Raw genomic sequence first — 20,958 nt, 5'->3', positions numbered from 1 at the left:
TTAATATAAGCAGAGGGATTTTGCGCCCTCTGTTTTTTTGGTTATAATAGATCCATCTTGTTTTCTAATAAATTAGACGGTTTTATTACAAAAAGGTTTCAATCTTTTTAAAAATGTAATAAAAGGTTTTTCAACATACGGAGGAAGAAATGAAGATTAAAGAAATCATTGTTGTCGAAGGCCGTGATGACACAGCAAAAATCAAATCGGCTGTTGATGCAGATACGATTGAAACGAACGGATCTGCCATAGGGGAAGACGTCATCAAACGGATTCGGTTTGCCCAGGAAACGCGCGGGGTTATTATTTTCACCGATCCCGATTTCCCGGGGGAAAAAATCAGAAAAACGATTGCAGAAAAAGTCCCCGGCTGCAAGCATGCATTTTTGCCCAAGCATTTGGCAAAGCCTAAAAATAAGCGCGGAATCGGTGTCGAACACGCTTCGCTTGAGGCGATCCGCGAATGCTTAAAGACCGTTCAGGAGGAAATGGAAGCGACGGAACCTGAGATTGAGGCCCAGGATTTAATCGAAGCCGGCCTGATCGGAGGCCCTCTGGCAAAACGAAGGAGGGAGCGGCTCGGCGAGATATTGAATATCGGCTATACAAATGGGAAACAGCTTCAAAAGCGGCTGCAAATGTTTCAGATTAATAAGAGTGATTATTTAAGTGCACTGGATGCTGTGCTGCGGGAGGAAGAACATGAATAAAGATATCGCCACCCCAATTAGGACGAAGGAAATTCTCAACAAATACGGATTTTCATTCAAAAAAAGCCTGGGGCAGAACTTCTTGATTGACACGAACATATTGGACAGAATTGTCGACCATGCCGGGGTGACGGAGCGTACAGGCGTGATTGAAATCGGTCCGGGGATCGGGGCATTGACCGAGCAGCTGGCAAAACGTGCGAAGAAAGTGACGGCCTTCGAAATCGACCAAAGGCTCCTGCCGATTTTAAAAGATACGCTTTCTCCGTATGATAATGTGACTGTCATTCACCAGGATGTCCTGAAAGCCGATGTTCGAGCGGTAATGGACGAACAGTTTCAAGACTGCGATGAGGTGATGGTTGTCGCCAACCTCCCGTATTACGTCACGACTCCGATCATCATGAAGCTTTTAGAAGAAAATCTGCCGCTGAAAGGGATCGTCGTCATGCTTCAAAAAGAGGTGGCGGACCGAATGGCTGCAAAACCTTCTACAAAGGAATACGGGTCCCTTTCCATCGCGGTTCAGTTTTATACGGAAGCCAAAACGGTCATGAATGTGCCAAAGACCGTATTCGTCCCTCAGCCTAACGTGGATTCCGCGGTCATCAGGCTGACGCTGAGGAAAGAGCCGGCTGTTGCGGTTCAAGATGATGCCTTTTTCTTTCAGGTCGTAAAAGCAAGCTTCGCACAGCGGCGAAAAACGCTTTTCAACAACCTCGTCAACAACCTGCCGAATGGCAAAGAGAATAAATCAAAAATTGAAAGAGCGCTTCAGGATTCACAAATCGATGGAAAACGACGCGGAGAATCGCTTAGCATTGAAGAGTTCGCCGTCTTATCTGACCGCTTGAGAGAAGTCCTTCTTTAAATGGAGGGCTTTTTTTATTTAACCCGGGCTTTAAGCCTGATCAGGCTTGTCATCCGTTCACCACTTGAAGGGCGGGCACATAGGCTAAAGAAGCACCTTTACTTTTCATGGTTTGATGTTCATCAGGATGGGGCTAGTCTATGTGTGGAGTGAAAAGCATGCAATTTAAAATAGGCGATATGGTCGTCAGAAAATCTTATCGAAGAGATATCTTATTTCGAATTACACGAATTGATCAATCGGCAAATGGAGAACCTGTAGCCGTTTTGCACGGAGATGAGGTCAGATTAATCGCTGACGCACATTTGGCGGACCTGGAGATTGTCCGCGAGGCTGAGCGGCAGATGAGAAAGCGGGAAGAAGAAACGAGAATGAAGGAATCCCTTGACCTTCTCCGCCAGGATTACAAACTCCTTCACGATAAACATGAGTACCGCGCCACAAACCAATATAACAATCAACAGCAGTACTTTCATATGCCCGGAAGAGTCCTTCATTTAGACGGGGATTCGGCTTATTTGAAAAAATGTCTGGCGCTCTATGAAAAGATCGGGGTTCCTGTATACGGCATTCATTGTTATGAAAAGAAAATGTCATCAGTCATCGAGGAACTGATCGATGAGTACCGCCCGGATCTTCTCGTCATCACCGGACATGATGCCTATTCTAAGCAGAAGGGCGATATTAACGATCTGGATGCCTACAGGCATTCAAAAGATTTTATCGAAACCGTTCAAAAAGCGAGGAAAAAAATTCCCCATCTTGATCAGCTCGTCATTTTTGCCGGCGCATGCCAGTCCCATTTTGAGTCACTGATCAAAGCCGGTGCAAATTTTGCAAGCTCTCCGTCAAGAGTCAACATCCATGCGCTTGACCCGGTCTATATAGTCGCAAAAATCAGCTTCACTCCGTTTATGGACCGCATTAACGTCTGGGAAGTGCTCAGAAATACCTTGACGAGGGAGAAGGGACTCGGAGGTATTGAGACGCGAGGCGTATTGCGTATCGGAATGCCGTATAAAACGAAAGCAAACGATTAAACGAGCCCGCCGGATGGCGGGTTTTTGCCATACAGCCGAATGTTTTTACCTTTTTTTAAAAAAACATACATAATGAAACGAAAAATGAGGAAAATAAGGGAAAGTCGGCGTATAATTTGTCACAATTATTTTATTGACAGAGGCTCATGAACGTTGATATAATTTAAATTTTATTTGACAAAAATGGGCTTCTGGTGTATACTGAATATAGTGAGGTGGATGCAATGGCGAAAACGTTGTCCGATATTAAAAGATCGCTTGATGGACATTTGGGAAAAAGGCTGACGTTAAAAGCAAACGGTGGCCGCCGAAAAACGATTGAGCGTTCGGGCATTTTAGCTGAGACGTACCCTTCTGTTTTTGTGATACAACTAGACCAAGACGAGAATTCGTTTGAAAGAGTTTCATACAGTTATGCGGATATTCTTACTGAGACGGTTGAATTGAGATTTTCTGATGATAAAACCAGCTCAGTAGCCCTTTAATAAGCAGCGGACTTTATGTTTGCTGCTTTTTGTTTTGCCTTTTTTTATCCAAAATTTTTCGGGGAAGTTCTGCACAAATCGAGCAAAGCTAATACATGTCACTTGTTTTATGATGAGTCAGACGGATGGTATGATACTTGAAAGGGGCTGTTTCGCATGGGCAGACGTCGAAGCATCATGTCAGAGGAATTCAAAAATGAATTGGCTAAAGATCTTGGATTTTACGATACGGTAAAAACCGAGGGCTGGGGCGGAATTCGGGCCAGAGACGCCGGTAACATGGTGAAGAGGGCCATCGAATTAGCCGAACAGCATATGGCTCAAAATCAGCAAAATCATTAAAACAGTGACATGCGGAGGGCGCTTCAGTCCTCCGTTTTTTTCATTGATCCATTTTCAACTGCTCAGCGCGCTGCACGCGACCTGAGGATTCATGACAAGGGGGCGGCATTGTCGCGATCTGCAGGAATGGCCGCATGCTAAGGTCGCGGCGTCCTGCGCGGGCGCATGCATTTGTACTTGTGAGGAAAAAGGACCGCATGCTAAGATTGCGGCGTCCTGCGCGGGCGCATGCATTTGTACTTGGAGGAAAAAGGACCGCATGCTAAGGTCGCGGCGTCCTGCCGCAACGCATGCATTTGTACGTCCTGTACTTCAAAATATGTTACAATGTGGATACTTATGTTTAGATGGAGAAGTAGGTGAATGGATTGCGTATTTTAGAGAAGGCGCCGGCTAAAATTAATTTGTCGCTCGACGTTCGCCGCAAACGTCCAGATGGGTATCATGAAGTAGAGATGGTCATGACGACAATTGATTTGGCGGACCGGATTGAATTAACCGAGCTGGCAGAAGATAAAGTAACGGTTTCTTCGCATAACCGCTTTGTTCCCGACGATCAGCGAAACCTTGCTTATCAGGCTGCAATGCTCATGAAAGAACGATACGGCATTAAAAAAGGTGTTTCGATTTTTATTACGAAAGTGATTCCGGTTGCGGCGGGGCTTGCCGGCGGAAGCAGCGATGCGGCTGCCGTCTTCAGAGGGCTGAACCGTCTGTGGGATTTGAAGCTTTCGATGAATGAACTGGCTGAGCTTGGCGCTGAGATCGGATCTGATGTCTCCTTTTGCGTACATGGAGGAACGGCTCTTGCAACGGGAAGGGGAGAGAAAATCCGTCATATTGAGACTCCGCCGCACTGCTGGGTTGTGCTGGCAAAGCCGACGATCGGCGTATCAACTGCAGAAGTGTACAAGCAGCTGAAAGTCGACGAGATTGAACATCCGGATGTTCAAGGTATGATTACCGCGATCGAAGAGAAGGATTTTCAAAAAATGTGTGACAAGCTCGGCAATGTTCTCGAGTCTGTTACATTGAATATGCATCCTGAAGTCGCGATGATCAAAAATCAAATGAAGCGGTTCGGCGCCGATGCTGTGCTGATGAGCGGGAGTGGTCCCACTGTGTTCGGACTGGTTCAATACGAATCAAAAGTGCAAAGAATCTATAACGGATTAAGAGGGTTTTGCGATCAGGTTTATGCGGTGCGGATGATCGGAGAACAAAATGAACTTGATTAAATCCGTATGTTAAGTTATATTGTTTTTAAAAATATTCGGATTTTGGAGGTAAGTGCATGAAGTTTCGTCGAAGCGGCAGATTGGTGGATCTGACAAATTATTTGTTGACCCATCCGCATGTCTTAGTGCCATTAACCTTCTTTTCAGAACGGTATCAATCTGCTAAATCATCCATTAGTGAAGATTTAACCATCATTAAGCAGACCTTCGAGCAGCAAGGAATCGGGACGCTTCAGACCGTGCCGGGAGCAGCAGGCGGCGTCAAATACATTCCAAAGGTAAAACGCGATGAAGCGGAGGAATTTGTAAAGTCGCTCGGTGAGTCATTGATCGATTCGGAACGGATATTGCCCGGCGGATATTTGTATTTAACCGATATCCTTGGAAAGCCCTCTGTATTAACGACGGCCGGCAAGATTTTTGCTTCCGCTTTTTCAGACAGGGAGATCGATGTCGTGATGACGGTGGCGACAAAAGGCATTCCTTTGGCATATGCGGTAGCCAGCTACCTTGATGTGCCGACAGTGGTTGTCAGAAAAGACAATAAGGTAACCGAAGGGTCAACGGTCAGCATTAACTATGTGTCCGGATCATCCAACCGCATTCAGACGATGTCTCTTGCAAAACGCAGCTTGCGGACGGGCTCGCGCGTTTTGATCATAGACGACTTTATGAAAGCGGGAGGAACGATCAACGGCATGATCAATCTTCTCGATGAATTCAATGCCCATGTAGCGGGCATCGGTGTTCTTGTGGAGGCTCAGGGAGTCAAGGAGCGGCTGGTCGATGAGTATATGTCCCTTTTGACGCTTTCTGAAATTGATATGAAGGAAAAAAAGGTGGAAATACAAAACGGAAACTTTCAGCGTTTTTTTGCAGAAAATGAATAGGAAATGGGGAGTTTGAGATGACAAAGGTTGTTCAGACAAAAGAAGCACCGGCGGCGATCGGACCTTATTCACAAGGAATTGTTGTCAACAATATGTTTTACAGTTCAGGGCAAATTCCGCTGACCCCGTCGGGTGAAATGGTGACTGGAGACATCACAGAACAGACGCATCAGGTTTTCCGCAATTTAAAAGCCGTGCTGAAAGAAGCGGGTGCCTCTCTGGAGACTGTCGTCAAAGCAACCGTGTTTTTGGCGGATATGAATCAATTCACAGAGGTAAATGAAGTTTACGGACAGTACTTTGATACCCACAAACCGGCGAGATCATGCGTTGAGGTGGCGAGGCTGCCGAAAGACGCGCTCGTTGAAATAGAAGTCATCGCATTAGTGAAATAGGAAAAACTCTGAAAAGATGGTTTTGGTCTCAAAATCATCTTTTTTGTTTGGAAAATTTGTCAATTCAGTGTTTTTTTATCCCAATATTACAAAAATATTTTTAATTATGCAGGAAAACAAAAAAAACCGTTGAATAGTTACACTAATGTTTTTATATTGGGAAAAGGTGGTGAACTACTGTGGAAGTTACCGACGTAAGATTACGCCGCGTGAATACCGATGGTCGCATGAGAGCGATTGCATCCATCACGCTGGATCACGAATTTGTAGTGCATGACATTCGTGTAATTGATGGAAACAATGGTCTTTTCGTTGCGATGCCAAGTAAGCGTACACCTGATGGAGAATTTCGTGATATCGCTCATCCAATCAACTCAAGCACCCGCGGAAAAATTCAGGACGCGGTGTTAAATGAATATCATCGTTTGGGTGACGTTGAGGAAATAGAATATGAAGAAGCTGGAGCTTCTTAAAAAAGAAGGGCTTATGGATAAGCCCTTTTTGTTTTGAAAAAAAATGATCTTATCATAATAAAATGACAATATATGGTTTTCGGTTGCGTATAACAGTAACAGGAAGGTAAAGCAGATGACGGTTTGAGAATCCGGATAAGAGTAAAGCGCATGCTGAAGGAATCAATTTTGTTTCCTTGACCAGCAAATCCTAAATATGCTCTGAACATCCAAAATATGCTGTCTTGATTTCCCGATTTCTCATTTTGGCTTGCTTGAAATCAACTCATATTTAGGATATATTTTTCTATGGATAATAGGGATAATGGAGGCCAATACATGGATAAGCGGTTTGCAGTTGTGTTAGCAGCTGGTCAAGGAACAAGAATGAAATCAAAGCTATATAAAGTTCTTCATCCTGTTTGCGGAAAACCTATGGTCGAGCATGTTGTCGATGAAGCTCGCAAGCTATCATTAGAAAAACTTGTCACAATAGTTGGACATGGTGCGGAAGATGTCAAAAAACAGCTCGGGGAAAAAAGCGAATATGCCCTCCAGGCTGAACAGCTCGGCACAGCCCATGCCGTCAAGCAGGCCAAGTCGATTCTTGGAAGCGAAAAAGGAACAACAATCGTCATTTGCGGAGATACCCCGCTTTTAACTGCCGAAACGATGGAAGCCATGCTTACAGAGCATCAGAAAAAAGCAGCAAAGGTGACGATTTTAACCGCTGTAGCGGAGGACCCGACAGGCTACGGACGAATTATTCGCAATGAAAACGGCGATGTTGCAAAAATTGTCGAACATAAAGATGCAACAGACGAGGAAAGGCTTGTCAAAGAAATCAACACAGGGACCTACTGTTTTGACAACGAAGCTCTTTTTCAAACGATCGAGCAGGTTTCCAATGACAACGTACAAGGGGAATATTATCTTCCGGATGTCATTGAGATCTTGAAAAATCAAGGTGAAACTGTAGCCGCTTATCAGACTGACAACTTCCAGGAAACGCTCGGAGTCAATGACAGAGTCGCCCTTTCAGAAGCGGAAATCTATATGAAGCAGCGGATCAATAAACGCCACATGCAAAACGGCGTAAGCTTAATCGATCCCGACAACACATACATTTCACTGGAAGCCGTGATCGGCAGAGATACCGTGATTTATCCCGGTACCGTCATTAAAGGGCGGGTTGTCATCGGTGAGGACGCGGTCATCGGACAGAACAGCGAACTGGAAAACAGTACGATCGGCAGCAGAACGGTCATTAAGCAGTCCGTTGTCGTGGACAGTGAAGTCGGTGACGATGTTACGATCGGACCGTTTGCTCATATCAGACCCGACTCAAAGATCGGCAATGAGGTAAGGATCGGGAATTTCGTTGAAGTGAAAAAATCGGAATTTGGTGATCGCAGCAAAGCATCTCATTTAAGCTACATAGGGGACGCGGAAATCGGAACGGATGTCAATCTTGGCTGCGGGTCGATTACCGTAAATTATGATGGGAAACATAAGTTCAAAACGAAAATTGAAAATGGGGCATTTATCGGCTGCAACTCCAATTTGGTCGCTCCGGTGACAATCGGCGAAGGCGCATACGTAGCTGCGGGTTCAACGATTACCGACGATGTACCAGGCCGGGCTTTGTCTATTGCCAGAGCAAGACAAGTCAACAAAGAAGACTACGTTGAGAACATACACAAAAAATAATCCTAAATCGGAGGTTTACCATGTCTAAATATGAAGACGACAATTTGAAGATTTTTTCTTTAAACTCAAATCCGGGTCTTGCGAAGGAAATCGCGGATGCCGTCGGAGTTGAGCTGGGAAAGAGTTCTGTTAAACGCTTTAGCGACGGTGAGGTCCAAATTAACATTGAAGAAAGCATCCGCGGCTGCGACTGCTATGTCATCCAATCGACCAGCGCGCCGGTGAACGAGCATATTATGGAGCTTTTGATCATGGTGGATGCGCTGAAACGTGCGTCGGCGAAAACGATTAATATCGTGATGCCTTATTACGGCTATGCCCGTCAGGACCGTAAAGCCCGTTCCCGTGAGCCGATCACAGCCAAACTCGTGGCAAATCTGCTGGAAACCGCCGGAGCTACCCGCGTGATTGCGCTTGATCTTCACGCGCCGCAAATCCAAGGTTTCTTTGATATACCGATCGATCATTTGATGGGTGTTCCGATTTTAGGAAATTATTTTGAAGAGAAAAATTTCAAGGACGTCGTGATCGTGTCCCCTGACCACGGCGGTGTGACACGTGCCCGCAAATTGGCGGACCGCTTGAAAGCGCCGATTGCGATTATCGACAAACGCCGACCTAAGCCGAATGTAGCCGAGGTTATGAATATCATCGGACATATTGAAGGAAAAACAGCCATTTTAATTGATGATATTATCGATACTGCAGGAACGATTACGCTTGCGGCCAATGCGCTCGTTGAAAGCGGCGCAGAGGAAGTGTATGCATGCTGTACGCATCCGGTTCTTTCCGGTCCGGCGATCGAAAGAATCGACAATTCCAAAATTAAAGAGCTCGTTGTGACCAACAGCATTGAGCTTCCTGAAGAAAAGAAAATTGCGAAGTTCAAGCAGCTTTCTGTCGCACCGCTTCTGGCAGAAGCAATTATTCGTGTGCATGAGAAGCAATCTGTCAGCTTCCTTTTCGATTAATTTGCTGATTCTGGTTTAAAGTTTTGTCGTTATGGGTATGGTTTTAGAAAGACCAATCTAACGATAGGATGGTGCTGAATATGGCAATTTTAAAAGCGGAAGAAAGAACGGATCCCAGAAGGTCTTCTTTAAGAAAGATCCGGCAATCCGGGTATGTGCCGGGTGTCATTTACGGAAGAAATCTGGAGAACAAATCCGTTGCGTTAGACAGTATCGAGCTTTTAAAAATCTTGCGCGCTGAGGGCAAAAATACGATTATCAACTTGGATATAAACGGTGATCAGCACTCAGTTATGGTGACTGAGCTGCAGACGGATCCATTAAAAGATTCAATCGTCCATGCCGATTTTAAAGTGGTTGATATGGAAGCGGAAATGGAGGCGACGGTCCCTGTAAACCTTACGGGTGAAGCAGAGGGCATCAAACAGGGCGGTGTTCTTCAGCAGCCGCTTTACGAGCTGTCTGTCACAGCAAAGCCGAAGAACATTCCGCAAACGATCGAGGTCGATATTTCCAGTCTCGAAGTCAATGATGTTCTAACCGTCGGCGATATTCCGTCTAAAGGCGATTATTCGTACAATCATGAGCCTGATGAAGTTGTTGCATCCATTCTTCCTCCTCAAAAGCAGGAAGAAACGGAAGCCGAATCAGCCGCTCAAGACGTTGAGGAACCAGAAAAAGGCACTGAAGAGGGAAAAGAAGAATAAATACGTAAGACGTAATCCTCCCGCGGTTACGTCTTTTGTGCTAGAATGAGGGGAAATTAGGATGCTCCCCCTCAGTATGCTGAGGCAGGGTTTTGCTTAAGGGAGGACATAGAATAATGCTTGTGTTTGCAGGATTGGGAAATCCGGGTAAAACATATGAAAATACGAGACACAATGTAGGTTTTATGACGATCGACGAGCTCTCAAAAGAGTGGAACATTCCGCTTGATAAAACAAAGTTCAACGGTCAATACGGAATCGGATTTGTTTCCGGCAAAAAGGTTCTACTTGTTAAGCCGCTTACATATATGAATTTATCGGGAGAATGTTTGAGGCCGCTTTTGGACTATTACGAGATCCCTGTTGACAATTTGAAAGTGATTTACGATGACTTGGATCTTCCGACCGGAAGAATCCGTCTGAGGACGAAAGGAAGCGCAGGCGGCCATAACGGCATCAAATCGATGATTCAGCATCTGGGAACAACGGAGTTTAACCGGATCAGAATCGGAATCGGCCGTCCGGTCAACGGCATGAAAATCGTCGACTATGTGCTTGGCGCTTTTACAGATGAAGAAGAGCCGGCGATACAAGAGGCCGTCAGACAATCGGCCAAGGCCTGTGAAGCTTCTTTGGATAAACCTTTTTTAGAAGTCATGAATGAATTTAATGCAAAGGTATAAGGCAAAAGGGAACGGAACATACTAGTTTTAAAAAGACTCGGTATGGAGGTTCCTTTATGGCTTTACATTATTATTGCCGGCATTGCGGCATTAAAGTCGGAAGTCTTGATCATTCTTATGTAAACAGTGAACAGTTAGGCTTTAACCACTTAACAAACGATGAAAGAAACGATATGATTTCTTATATGGATAATGGGGATTTACACGTAAAGACGATATGTGAAGATTGTCAAGAAGCGCTTGAGCGAAACCCGGATTATCACCAATATCATTCGTTTATTCAATAAATAGCTTTGGTGTAGAGACTAGACCAAAGCATTTTTCTATTTGAGGAAGAGAGGAGGGGCTCATTTGAACAATATTCAATCCTATATCACACAAAGCGATGATTTTAAATCCATCGTCAACGGCTTGAACGAAGGGCTGAAGGAACAGCTGCTTGCGGGGCTCTCCGGATCTGCCCGGTCATTATTTACAGCCGCTCTTACAAAAGAAACGAGACGGCCGGTATTTTTAATTACGCATAACCTTTATCAGGCTCAAAAAATTACAGATGACTTAACAGGGCTGGTAAAAGATCAGCCTGTCCTTTTATATCCTGTCAACGAATTGATTTCTTCTGAAATTGCAGTGGCAAGCCCCGAGCTGCGCTCGCAAAGGCTGGATGTTCTAAATAGGCTTGCAAGCGGTGAAACGCCTATCGTTATTGCACCGGCAGCAGCCGTCAGAAGAATGCTGCCCCCTGTCGAAGCATGGCAAAACAGTCAGATTCACATTGAGACGGGGCGCGACATTGACCCGGAACAGCTTCTCCAGAAGCTTGTTCAAATGGGGTATGAGCGTACGGATATGGTGGCGGCTCCAGGCGAATTCAGCATTCGCGGGGGTATTATCGATGTCTATTCATTGACTGAAGACAACCCTGTCCGGATTGAATTGTTTGATACAGAAGTTGATTCGATTCGTATTTTCAATACGGATGATCAGCGCTCACTGGAAACGCGCGATGAAGTAACGATCGGCCCTGCGAAGGAACTGATCGTGCGGGATGAAGACCGGCAAAGGGCGCTTGAACAAATCGATAAAGGCCTTGCCAACAGTCTTAAAAAGCTGAAGCTCGATAAACAAAAGGAAATTCTCGACCAAAATATCGCGGAAGATAAAGAGCGGCTCAAGGAAGGGCATATCGGCCAGGAAATGGTCAAATACCTTTCTTATTTCTATGAGAAGCCTGCTAGTTTACTAGATTATTTCCCGAAAAATACTTTGCTGATACTAGATGAAATCAGCCGTATTCATGAAATGGAAGACCAGCTGCAAAAGGAAGAGGCAGAGTGGATTACGAGCCTGCTGGAAGAAGGGAAAATCCTTCATGATACATCGATGTCATTTCCTTTTCACAGCCTCATTTCAAAACAGTCCCGCCCGATTTTGTATTACTCGCTGTTTTTAAGGCATGTACAGCACACCAGTCCGCAAAACATCGTCAATGTTTCAAGCAAGCAAATGCAAAGCTTTCACGGACAAATGAATGTGCTCAAAAATGAGATCGAACGGTTTAAAAAATCGAAATATACGACGGTTTTCCTAGGGGACAGCAAAGAGCGCGTCGAAAAGCTTGCATCTGTATTGTCCGATTATGACATCGAAGCCGCCCAGGCCGACCAGGATACAGCGCTTGCCCAAGGCCAGATTTACATTATGGAAGGCGGTCTTCAATCCGGTTTTGAGCTGCCGATGATCAAGCTGGCCGTCATTACCGAGGAAGAGCTGTTTAAAAAGCGTGTCAAAAAGCAGGCGCGCAAACAAAAACTGACCAATGCCGAACGGATCAAAAGCTACTCTGAGCTTCAGATCGGCGATTATGTCGTCCATGTGAACCACGGTATCGGAAAGTATTTAGGGATTGAAACGCTGGAGATCAACGGCATTCATAAGGATTACCTGAATATTCATTACCAGGGAAGCGACAAGCTTTACGTACCGGTTGACCAAATTGATCAGGTGCAAAAATACGTCGGTTCCGAAGGTAAAGAGCCGAAACTTTATAAACTCGGGGGAAGCGAATGGAAACGGGTTAAGAAAAAGGTTGAAAGCTCTGTCCAGGATATCGCCGATGACTTGATCAAGCTCTATGCCGAAAGGGAAGCAAGCAAAGGTTACGCGTTTTCTCCCGACCATGAAATGCAGCGTGAATTTGAAGCCGCATTTCCTTATCAGGAGACAGAGGATCAGCTGAGATCGATCCATGAGATTAAAAGGGACATGGAAAAAGAAAGACCGATGGATCGGCTCCTTTGCGGCGATGTGGGCTACGGCAAAACCGAAGTGGCGATCCGCGCCGCCTTTAAAGCGATTGCAGACGGAAAACAGGTCGCGATCCTTGTGCCGACTACGATCCTCGCACAGCAGCACTATGAAACGATATTGGAACGCTTCCAGGACTACCCGATTAATATCGGTTTGCTCAGCCGGTTCCGGACCAGAAAAGAAGCAAATGAAACGATTAAGGGCTTGAAGAACGGAACGATTGACATCGTGATCGGCACTCACAGGCTGTTGTCCAAGGATGTTGTGTACAAAGATCTTGGACTGCTTATCATCGATGAAGAACAAAGGTTCGGTGTCACACATAAGGAAAAAATTAAACGCATTAAAGCAAATGTCGACGTTTTGACGTTAACGGCGACTCCGATACCTCGAACCCTTCATATGTCCATGCTCGGTGTCAGAGATTTGTCAGTCATTGAAACGCCTCCGGAAAACCGCTTCCCGGTACAGACGTACGTTGTCGAATACAACGGGGCATTGGTCAGGGAAGCGATAGAACGCGAGCTGGCCAGAGGCGGTCAGGTTTACTTCTTGTACAACCGGGTCGAGGATATTGAAAGAAAAGCAGAAGAAATCTCGATGCTTGTGCCCGATGCCAAGGTGACGTATGCCCATGGGAAGATGACAGAAAACGAACTCGAATCGGTTATGCTGAATTTCTTAGAGGGAGAATCGGATGTGCTAGTCAGCACAACGATTATTGAAACGGGCGTTGATATTCCAAACGTCAATACCCTGATCGTATTTGACGCAGATAAGATGGGGCTTTCCCAGCTGTATCAGTTGAGGGGCCGAGTTGGCCGCTCAAACCGTGTAGCTTACGCTTACTTTACGTACAGGAAGGACAAAGTCCTTACGGAAGTGGCCGAAAAAAGGCTTCAGGCGATTAAAGAATTTACAGAACTCGGGTCAGGATTTAAAATCGCGATGCGCGATTTGACGATCCGCGGCGCCGGAAATCTTTTAGGCGCGCAGCAGCACGGGTTCATCGATTCTGTCGGTTTCGATTTATATTCGCAAATGCTCAAGGAAGCAATAGAAGCGCGCAAGGGAGATACACCGCAAGCTGAAAAGTTTGAGCCGGAAATCGATTTGGAGCTTGACGCATATATTCCGCAGACTTATGTGACAGACGGCAAGCAAAAAATAGATATGTATAAACGGTTCAGGGCGATTTCAACCATTGAAGAAAAGAGCGAGCTTCAAGATGAGATGATTGACCGCTTCGGCGAATACCCGAAAGAAGTCGAATATTTATTCGCCATCGCAGAGGCGAAGGTATATGCCATCAAAGAACGCGTCGAGCTGATCAAACAGGATAAAGACGCCGTCAAGCTGACGATTGACGAAAAAGCCAGTGCCGAAATTGACGGCCAAAAACTGTTTGAACTCGGCAGCAAGTACGGCAGACAGATCGGCCTCGGGATGGAAGGAAAGAAATTGAAAATTTCGATTCAAGTGAAAAACCGAAAACCGGAGGAGTGGCTGGAAACGCTTCTCGATATATTGAAAGGCCTTCAAAACGTTAAAAAGCAAACGATCGCTTCATCATAAAAATTTGTTGTTTCTCGCGTATATTACATTTGATGTGAAGGATACTAAAACCAATCAAGAGTGGAGAGTGTTACATAAGTACACAGCTCTGTTTATATCCACCAGATATATCATCAAATGAAAGAGAGGCAGCAGAGATGAAAGCAACTGGTATCGTACGTCGAATTGATGATTTAGGCCGGGTCGTGATCCCGAAGGAAATCCGCAGAACTTTGCGCATTCGTGAAGGAGACCCTTTGGAAATATTTGTGGACCGGGATGGGGAGGTTATTTTAAAAAAATATTCTCCGATCAGCGAGCTCGGCGACTTTGCAAAGGAGTATGCAGATGCGCTTTATGACAGCATGGGCCATTCCGTGCTGATTTGCGACCGGGATGTGTATATCGCGGTATCCGGAGGGTCTAAAAAAGACTATTTAAACAAATCGATCAGCGACATGGTCGAAAAGGCGATGGATCAGCGCAATTCTGTTTTGGACGGAGACGCGAAGACAATTCAGTTTATTGATGGTATTGATGAAGAGGTTGCTTCTTATACCGTCGGCCCGATTGTTGCAAACGGCGATCCGATCGGAGCGGTTGTCATTTTTTCAAAAGACCAGTCAATCGGCGAAGTGGAACATAAAGCGGTTGAAACTGCCGCCGGCTTTTTAGCCCGTCAAATGGAACAATAGGTCTTATTCCTTTTATTTTGACATTCCTGCTCGAACGAGCTGGAATGCCGAAAGTGTTTTTCTCAGCTTGAATCAGCATCAGCAGTTGGAACAGCACCTTTTGGGCTGTTCTTTTTTAATTCACAGTTGCAGGCGGGGTACGAGTCCTGAATATGGTATAATAAGCACGTTTCGTGCGCTTTTCAGAAAGCGCATTGGAAGGAGCTTAAAGGAATGGGGTTTTTAAAAGGCCAAAGACAATGGCTTTGGCAAGGCGCCTTTGTCCTATCATTGGCGGGGATATTATCAAAGATATTAAGCGCTGTATATAGAGTGCCTTTTCAAAATATAGTTGGAGATGTCGGTTTTTATATTTTTCAGCAGGTGTATCCGATGATCGGAATATCTGTGATGCTTGCCACCTCCGGGTTCCCGGTCATCATTTCAAAGTTGCTGAATGATTACGGGTCTGCAAACCGGGCAAAGATTCTCCGTGTGTCTATGCTCTTTTTATCGGCTGTCGGCCTCGGCTTTTTTCTACTCTTGTTTGCCGGAGCTGGAGCCATCGCAAGGTTTATGGGCGATCCCGACCTTGCCGGGGTGATCCGCACCGTGTCGTTTTCTTATTTGCTGCTACCGTTCGTGTCTTTGTTGAGAGGCTATTTTCAAGGAAGCGAACGGATGCTGCCGACCGCACTTTCCCAAATTGGAGAACAGACACTCCGGGTCGGGGCGATTCTTGTTTTGACATGGTGGCTCGTCAAAAGCGGCTTTTCCTTATATGACGCCGGTGCAGGGGCGGCCTTTGGCTCCCTTGTCGGCGGCCTTGCGGCGTTTTTCATTCTCGCCGTGTTTTGGGCCAAGCGTGAAAAGAAAACCACTGCTGCCCGGATGGAGGCCGGTACGGGTGATATTTTGAAACAGCTGTGTCTGTATTCGGTTACGATTTGTACCGCCGGCCTCATGCTGATTCTCATCCAGCTCGTCGACGCATTGAACTTGTATTCATTGTTGGCCGGACAAGGAATGGACGAACTTCAGGCGAAACATACAAAAGGGGTGTATGACAGGGGACAGCCGCTTTTGCAGCTGGGAACCGTTTTTGCTGCGAGCATTGCGACGGCTCTTGTCCCGTCCCTTACGAAAGCGAAGAAAAAGGGAGAAACTGCAGTGCTGGAGGAAAAGATCCGGTATTCGCTAAAAATGAGCTTCGTCATCGGCACGGGGGCAGCCGCCGGTCTGATATGTATTTTGGAGCCGGTGAATGTGATGCTGTTTAAGAACAGCGATGGAACGGCTGCACTTCAAATTTTCAGTGTGTCGATTCTCTTTGCATCGCTGGCGATCACGATGACCGCTGTTTTGCAAGGACTCGGCAATACATGTCTTCCGGCTGTTTCCGTCTGCGGCGGCTTTTTGGTGAAAGCCGTATTGAACGAGCTCCTGATCCCCGGTTTCGGCATTTCCGGGGCCGCTTTTGCGACTATGATGTCATTCGCCACTGTCGCTGGGCTCAATTTTTTTCAGCTGAAAAGAAAAGGCTGGATGAAGCTGTCGGAATACAGGATAGCGGGTGTTTTGTTGTCGGCTGTGATCATGTCGGCCGCTCTGCCGGTGTGGCTTTTTGCATTTGAAGCGGCCATACCTCATAAAAGCAGATGGATTTCAGCGGCGGAAAGTCTTAGCGCCGTTTTCGTCGGCGGCGTTGTCTTTTTGTCCGGTATCTTCACATTACGCGTGTTTTCAGAAAAAGAACTTGAGCTTGTACCTTTTGGCAGCAAGCTCCTGGCATTAAAACGAGAAAGGGGCGGAAGGCATGGCCGGTAAAATCACGGTAGTCGGCCTGGGGGCAGGCGATATGAATCAATTAACCCTCGGTGTATATAAACGGCTCACACAAGCGGAGGTTCTTTATGTCAGGACGAAAGACCATCCATTAATAGAAGACCTGAAAAAAGAAATAGCGGAGATTCATTTCTTTGATGAGGTTTATGAAAAGCATGATCAATTCGAAGATGTTTACGAGGAGATCGTAGAGCGGCTTTTTGAAGAGGCGAAGCAGGGGGATGTGCTCTATGCCGTTCCAGGCCATCCGTTCGTCGCTGAAAAAACGGTCCAGCTTTTGCTTGAGAGGCGGGACGCTCATCAGGCCGACGTCGTCGTCGAGGGAGGCCACAGCTTTATTGATGCGACGCTAAATGCTTTGCAGATCGATCCGATTGACGGGTTTCAGTTTGTCGATGCCGTCCGCTTTTCCGCTGACGAAATCGAGCTCCGTCATCATTTGATTATTTGCCAAGTATATGATCAAATGACGGCTTCAGAAGTCAAACTGACGTTGATGGAAAAGCTTCCTGATGACTATGAAATTGTCATTGTAACAGCGGCCGGTAGCAGCATGCAAGACATTCGGACAGTTCCTCTTTACGAATTGGACAGAAGTGTGGGCATCAATAATTTAACGAGCGTCTACGTTCCGCCTGTCAAAGACGAAGAGGGTCTGTACCAGGAATTTTCGATGTTCCGCAGCGTCATCAGGAAGCTGCGCGGGCCGGACGGCTGCCCATGGGATCGGAAACAAACCCATGAATCGCTCAAAAAATACTTAATCGAGGAATGCTATGAGGTGCTCGAGGCGATTGATGAAGAAGATCCCGACCACCTTGTAGAGGAGCTCGGCGATGTGATGCTTCAAGTTCTGCTGCATGCACAGATCGGTGAAGATGACGGCCTTTTTTCAATTGATGATGTCATTCGCGGCATCACCGCAAAAATGATCAGAAGGCATCCGCATGTCTTCGGAGAAGTCTCGGTTCGTGATGAGGCCGACGTCATGGTAAACTGGGAAGAGATCAAGAAGCAGGAGAAACAAGCGGACGATCCATCCCTCCTCGATGACATTCCAAAGCCGCTTCCTGCTTTGTCAAAAGCGAACAAGCTTCAGAAAAAGGCGGCAAAGACCGGATTCGACTGGTCGAATGTCGAGGATATTTGGGATAAGGTCCAGGAGGAAATGAAAGAATTTTCTTCAGAAATTTCCGAAGCCGAACAGAACAGCAAAAAAATGAAAGAAGAGTTCGGCGATCTTTTATTTGCGCTCGTCAATATCGGCCGGTTTTATAAAATCGAACCGGAAGAAGCCCTTGCGATGACAAATGCCAAGTTTTACAGAAGGTTCACGCATATTGAACAATCTGCAAAGCGTATGGGCAAGGATCTGGAAAGTATGACGCTTGAAGAAATGGACGAATTGTGGGATGAAGCGAAAGACATTGAAAGGAGCTGACAAGCGATGAGACTCGACAAATTTCTTAAAGTATCAAGGCTGATTAAAAGACGGACGCTTGCAAAAGAAGTGGCTGACCAGGGAAGAATTTCAATCAATGGCCAGCAGGCGAAAGCAAGCTCTGTTGTTAAAGCGGGAGACGAGCTTGCGGTGCGTTTCGGCCAAAAACTTGTAACCGTCAAAGTCAATGAATTAAAGGATACGACAAAAAAAGAAGAAGCCGCTGATATGTATACCATTCTCAAAGAGGAGAAGCTGGGAGGAGAATAGGCTTGTTCTAAAAAAATCCCCCGTCTCATACAATGCAGTATCGAATCTTTAGTATGAGGATATGGGGGATGAATCGATGAATGTATATTATGATCAGCACAACCCTTCCGGCGGGGCATCTGGTCCTGAACATAATGTAACGATGAAGGGCCGCAAGCTCCTGGATATATCCGGTGTCAAACAGGTCGAGAGCTTTGACAACGAGGAATTTTTACTGGAGACGGTCATGGGCATGCTTGCGGTCAGAGGCGAAAACCTGCAGATGAAGAATCTCGATGTGGAAAAAGGCGTGGTCTCCATCAAGGGAAGAGTGCTTGATCTCGTCTATTTGGATGAGCAGCAGGGGGAGAAAGCTAAAGGATTTTTTAGCAAGTTGTTTAAATGACGCTGACCACACAGTTCTATACGATGCTGGCCATGGCCGGAATGGGGGCATGGCTTGGCGCTTCCCTTGACACCTATACCCGTTTTGTCGTTCGCCCGAAAACAGCAAGGTGGCTGTTGTTTCTCCATGACTTTTTGTTTTGGGTGGTACAAGGTCTCCTTTTTTTCTATGTTTTGCTGAGCGTGAATGAAGGGGAATTCCGAATTTATATCTTTCTGGCGGTCATGCTTGGGTTTGCCGCTTATCAAAGCCTTTTTAAGCAGGTCTATATCAAGCTTTTGGAATGGATGATTTCCTTTTTTATATTCATCTCCAGGCTGGTCTCAAAGATGATGCGTATGATGGTGTTTCGGCCTGTTGTATGGACGTTTCAAGCTATTTTAGCCATCATTCTCTTTACAATGAGAAATATCTATGTTCTTTTTCGTTTTTTTGCGGTATGTTTATATAAGATATTAAAAGTTGCAGGATATCCGATTTATTTTATACTATATCAATGCTGCAGGCTTCTTCCCGCCCCGGTTCGGGGATTGTTGAGACGCTTTTTGCAAAAAGGAGCAGGATTTTTCGAAAAGGGGAAGAAACTATTCATAACCATTAGGGCAAAACTTTTAAAAAAATGAAGGGAGGCCGTCTGGAATGAATGATCCCACAAGACGCAACATATCGCAAATACAGAACGAATACAAAGAGCAGATGGAGCGAAAACAGCAGCAGCTGAAAAGAAAAAGACGCGGTCTATACAGACGGTTGATGGTTTTCGGCGCCGTTGTGCTGCTGTCGGCGATTGTGATTGTCAGCTCACTCTGGTCGCAGACTTCGGATATCAGCGCGAAGCAAGAGAAGAAAGCAGATCTTTTGAAACAATTGGAACAGCTGGAAGCAAAAAAATCGGATTTGAAAGATGAGATTGTGAAATTAAAGGACGAGGACTACGTTGCAGAGCTTGCCAGAAAGGATTATTACCTCTCAAAGGATGGCGAAATCATCTTCAAGTTTGAAGATAAGAGCAAGTAGCCTTGTTGACACTTAATTTTTTCTTTATGTATAATTAAACAAATGATCTTTTTTAAGTCTAAGGAGGAGCACTTTTTTTATGTCGATTGAAGTTGGCAGCAAGTTGCAAGGGAAAGTAACAGGTATTACAAATTTCGGAGCGTTTGTTGAACTGCCTGGAGGATCAACAGGTCTTGTTCATATCAGCGAAGTAGCCGATAACTACGTGAAGGACATTAATGATCATCTGAAGGTCGGTGATCAAGTAGAAGTTAAAGTCATCAATGTTGAGAAAGATGGGAAAATCGGCTTGTCTATCAAAAAGGCTGTAGACCGTCCTCAATCATCAAGACCTTCGAGACCTAAAAATGATTTCCGCTCTAAAGAAACGTTTGAACAGAAAATGAATAAGTTTTTAAAAGACAGTGAAGATCGCTTATCGTCTCTAAAACGCAACACGGAATCAAAACGTGGAGGGCGCGGAGCAAGAAGAGGTTAACTTGCTGCTTTCTATAATATACGAAAGGCATTCGTCTTATCCCAGCGGATGCCTTTTTATTTTCTTATAAAATTTTATTAAAATTTCTATTGACGGATAGGACAATCCTTTGTATTATAGAACTTGTGCGTTAAAAGAAATCAACAACATGGCGGTGTAGCTCAGCTGGCTAGAGCGTACGGTTCATACCCGTGAGGTCGGGGGTTCGATCCCCTCCGCCGCTACTTATATGACGGCCCGTTGGTCAAGTGGTTAAGACACCGCCCTTTCACGGCGGTAACACGGGTTCGAATCCCGTACGGGTCATTCCGGAAACCGGCTTCTTTTGAAGCCGGTTTTTTGCTGCATAAAAATATGCAAAATAACGGGAATGGACTCGACTTATCAAGAGTGATTGAAGCATGCTACAAAAAGCGTCGAACAGTTCTTTGAATTCGTTACCTTCTTTTGACAAAATCTTATTTCATCTTTCGCTATAATGGCAAGCAAC

22 protein-coding genes, 2 tRNA genes and 1 pseudogene are annotated in these 20,958 nt (G+C 45.6%); all 25 read left to right on the top strand.

Going from position 1 to position 20,958, the window contains the following annotated elements; translation table 11 throughout:
• Positions 1-149: 149 nt before the first annotated feature.
• The 25 genes and pseudogenes from rnmV (at position 150) to BTA31_RS08915 (ending at position 20,774) form a co-directional block, all read left to right on the top strand.
• Positions 150-710 carry a ribonuclease M5 gene (gene rnmV, locus BTA31_RS09035; protein ID WP_076790976.1) on the top strand — a complete coding sequence of 187 codons (561 nt, stop codon included), beginning with the start codon at positions 150-152 and terminating at the stop codon, positions 708-710.
• Entirely contained in the window at positions 703-1,581 is an 879-nt protein-coding gene (gene rsmA / locus BTA31_RS09030) for a 16S rRNA (adenine(1518)-N(6)/adenine(1519)-N(6))-dimethyltransferase RsmA (RefSeq protein ID WP_043926229.1), read from the top strand. The genes rnmV and rsmA overlap by 8 nt, the downstream gene beginning before the upstream one ends.
• 158 nt (positions 1,582-1,739) lie before the next feature.
• Positions 1,740-2,621: a sporulation peptidase YabG gene (yabG, locus tag BTA31_RS09025; protein WP_076790973.1), complete on the top strand. Its 882-nt coding sequence runs from the start codon at positions 1,740-1,742 to the stop codon at positions 2,619-2,621.
• A 224-nt stretch (positions 2,622-2,845) separates the two neighbouring features.
• Complete coding sequence (veg, locus tag BTA31_RS09020) at positions 2,846-3,106, top strand: biofilm formation stimulator Veg (RefSeq protein WP_003178187.1); 261 nt, start codon at positions 2,846-2,848, stop codon at positions 3,104-3,106.
• A 156-nt stretch (positions 3,107-3,262) separates the two neighbouring features.
• Positions 3,263-3,448, top strand: a complete 186-nt coding sequence (locus tag BTA31_RS09015; protein WP_003178189.1) for a small, acid-soluble spore protein, alpha/beta type — start codon at positions 3,263-3,265, stop codon at positions 3,446-3,448.
• A 368-nt stretch (positions 3,449-3,816) separates the two neighbouring features.
• Positions 3,817-4,686 (top strand): 4-(cytidine 5'-diphospho)-2-C-methyl-D-erythritol kinase, encoded by an 870-nt coding sequence (gene ispE / locus BTA31_RS09010; protein WP_043926228.1) that lies wholly within the window; start codon positions 3,817-3,819, stop codon positions 4,684-4,686.
• A gap of 56 nt (positions 4,687-4,742) precedes the next feature.
• Positions 4,743-5,596 (top strand): annotated as a pseudogene (purR, locus tag BTA31_RS09005) (pur operon repressor); the annotation flags it as partial.
• On the top strand, positions 5,594-5,971 hold the full coding sequence (gene ridA / locus BTA31_RS09000; RefSeq protein WP_003178196.1) for a 2-iminobutanoate/2-iminopropanoate deaminase: 378 nt from the start codon (positions 5,594-5,596) through the stop codon (positions 5,969-5,971). The pseudogene purR and the gene ridA, both read left to right, overlap by 3 nt.
• A 179-nt stretch (positions 5,972-6,150) precedes the next feature.
• Positions 6,151-6,444, top strand: a complete 294-nt coding sequence (spoVG, locus tag BTA31_RS08995) for a septation regulator SpoVG (protein ID WP_003178198.1) — start codon at positions 6,151-6,153, stop codon at positions 6,442-6,444.
• Between the two features lie 318 nt (positions 6,445-6,762).
• The gene (glmU, locus tag BTA31_RS08990) at positions 6,763-8,133 is read left to right on the top strand and encodes a bifunctional UDP-N-acetylglucosamine diphosphorylase/glucosamine-1-phosphate N-acetyltransferase GlmU (RefSeq protein ID WP_076790970.1); all 1,371 of its coding nucleotides are present in this window, start codon (positions 6,763-6,765) and stop codon (positions 8,131-8,133) included.
• A gap of 20 nt (positions 8,134-8,153) precedes the next feature.
• Positions 8,154-9,104, top strand: a complete 951-nt coding sequence (locus BTA31_RS08985) for a ribose-phosphate diphosphokinase (RefSeq protein WP_043926224.1) — start codon at positions 8,154-8,156, stop codon at positions 9,102-9,104.
• A gap of 80 nt (positions 9,105-9,184) precedes the next feature.
• Positions 9,185-9,811: a 50S ribosomal protein L25/general stress protein Ctc gene (locus BTA31_RS08980; RefSeq protein WP_076790967.1), complete on the top strand. Its 627-nt coding sequence runs from the start codon at positions 9,185-9,187 to the stop codon at positions 9,809-9,811.
• Positions 9,812-9,927: 116 nt separating this feature from the next.
• The gene (gene pth / locus BTA31_RS08975; RefSeq protein ID WP_076790965.1) at positions 9,928-10,494 is read left to right on the top strand and encodes an aminoacyl-tRNA hydrolase; all 567 of its coding nucleotides are present in this window, start codon (positions 9,928-9,930) and stop codon (positions 10,492-10,494) included.
• 56 nt (positions 10,495-10,550) lie between these two features.
• Positions 10,551-10,781, top strand: a complete 231-nt coding sequence (locus BTA31_RS08970; RefSeq protein WP_035337504.1) for an anti-sigma-F factor Fin — start codon at positions 10,551-10,553, stop codon at positions 10,779-10,781.
• A 64-nt stretch (positions 10,782-10,845) separates the two neighbouring features.
• Positions 10,846-14,379, top strand: a complete 3,534-nt coding sequence (mfd, locus tag BTA31_RS08965; protein ID WP_076790961.1) for a transcription-repair coupling factor — start codon at positions 10,846-10,848, stop codon at positions 14,377-14,379.
• A 137-nt stretch (positions 14,380-14,516) separates the two neighbouring features.
• Positions 14,517-15,053, top strand: a complete 537-nt coding sequence (spoVT, locus tag BTA31_RS08960) for a stage V sporulation protein T (protein WP_043926220.1) — start codon at positions 14,517-14,519, stop codon at positions 15,051-15,053.
• Between the two features lie 213 nt (positions 15,054-15,266).
• Positions 15,267-16,859: a putative polysaccharide biosynthesis protein gene (locus BTA31_RS08955; protein ID WP_076790958.1), complete on the top strand. Its 1,593-nt coding sequence runs from the start codon at positions 15,267-15,269 to the stop codon at positions 16,857-16,859.
• Positions 16,849-18,318: a bifunctional methyltransferase/pyrophosphohydrolase YabN gene (yabN, locus tag BTA31_RS08950; RefSeq protein ID WP_076790956.1), complete on the top strand. Its 1,470-nt coding sequence runs from the start codon at positions 16,849-16,851 to the stop codon at positions 18,316-18,318. Before BTA31_RS08955 ends, yabN begins: the two co-directional genes overlap by 11 nt.
• 6 nt (positions 18,319-18,324) lie before the next feature.
• Entirely contained in the window at positions 18,325-18,588 is a 264-nt protein-coding gene (locus BTA31_RS08945; protein WP_076790954.1) for an RNA-binding S4 domain-containing protein, read from the top strand.
• Between the two features lie 76 nt (positions 18,589-18,664).
• The gene (gene yabP / locus BTA31_RS08940; RefSeq protein ID WP_011197470.1) at positions 18,665-18,973 is read left to right on the top strand and encodes a sporulation protein YabP; all 309 of its coding nucleotides are present in this window, start codon (positions 18,665-18,667) and stop codon (positions 18,971-18,973) included.
• Positions 18,970-19,596: a spore cortex biosynthesis protein YabQ gene (gene yabQ / locus BTA31_RS08935; protein WP_076790952.1), complete on the top strand. Its 627-nt coding sequence runs from the start codon at positions 18,970-18,972 to the stop codon at positions 19,594-19,596. Before yabP ends, yabQ begins: the two co-directional genes overlap by 4 nt.
• Before the next feature lie 16 nt (positions 19,597-19,612).
• Positions 19,613-19,990, top strand: coding sequence for an FtsB family cell division protein (locus tag BTA31_RS08930; protein ID WP_043926215.1), 378 nt, complete (start codon positions 19,613-19,615; stop codon positions 19,988-19,990).
• Between the two features lie 79 nt (positions 19,991-20,069).
• Positions 20,070-20,468, top strand: a complete 399-nt coding sequence (locus BTA31_RS08925; RefSeq protein ID WP_043926214.1) for a S1 domain-containing RNA-binding protein — start codon at positions 20,070-20,072, stop codon at positions 20,466-20,468.
• Positions 20,469-20,618: 150 nt separating this feature from the next.
• Positions 20,619-20,692: transfer RNA gene (locus BTA31_RS08920), tRNA-Met, on the top strand.
• A gap of 10 nt (positions 20,693-20,702) precedes the next feature.
• A tRNA-Glu gene (locus tag BTA31_RS08915) sits at positions 20,703-20,774 on the top strand.
• Positions 20,775-20,958: the final 184 nt, after the last annotated feature.

Origin of the sequence: Bacillus haynesii, from assembly GCF_001969855.1 — a bacterium.
Taxonomy (GTDB): domain Bacteria; phylum Bacillota; class Bacilli; order Bacillales; family Bacillaceae; genus Bacillus; species Bacillus haynesii.
The sequence above is the reverse complement of the archived record's forward strand: the minus strand, read 5'-3'. Positions and strand labels throughout refer to the sequence as shown.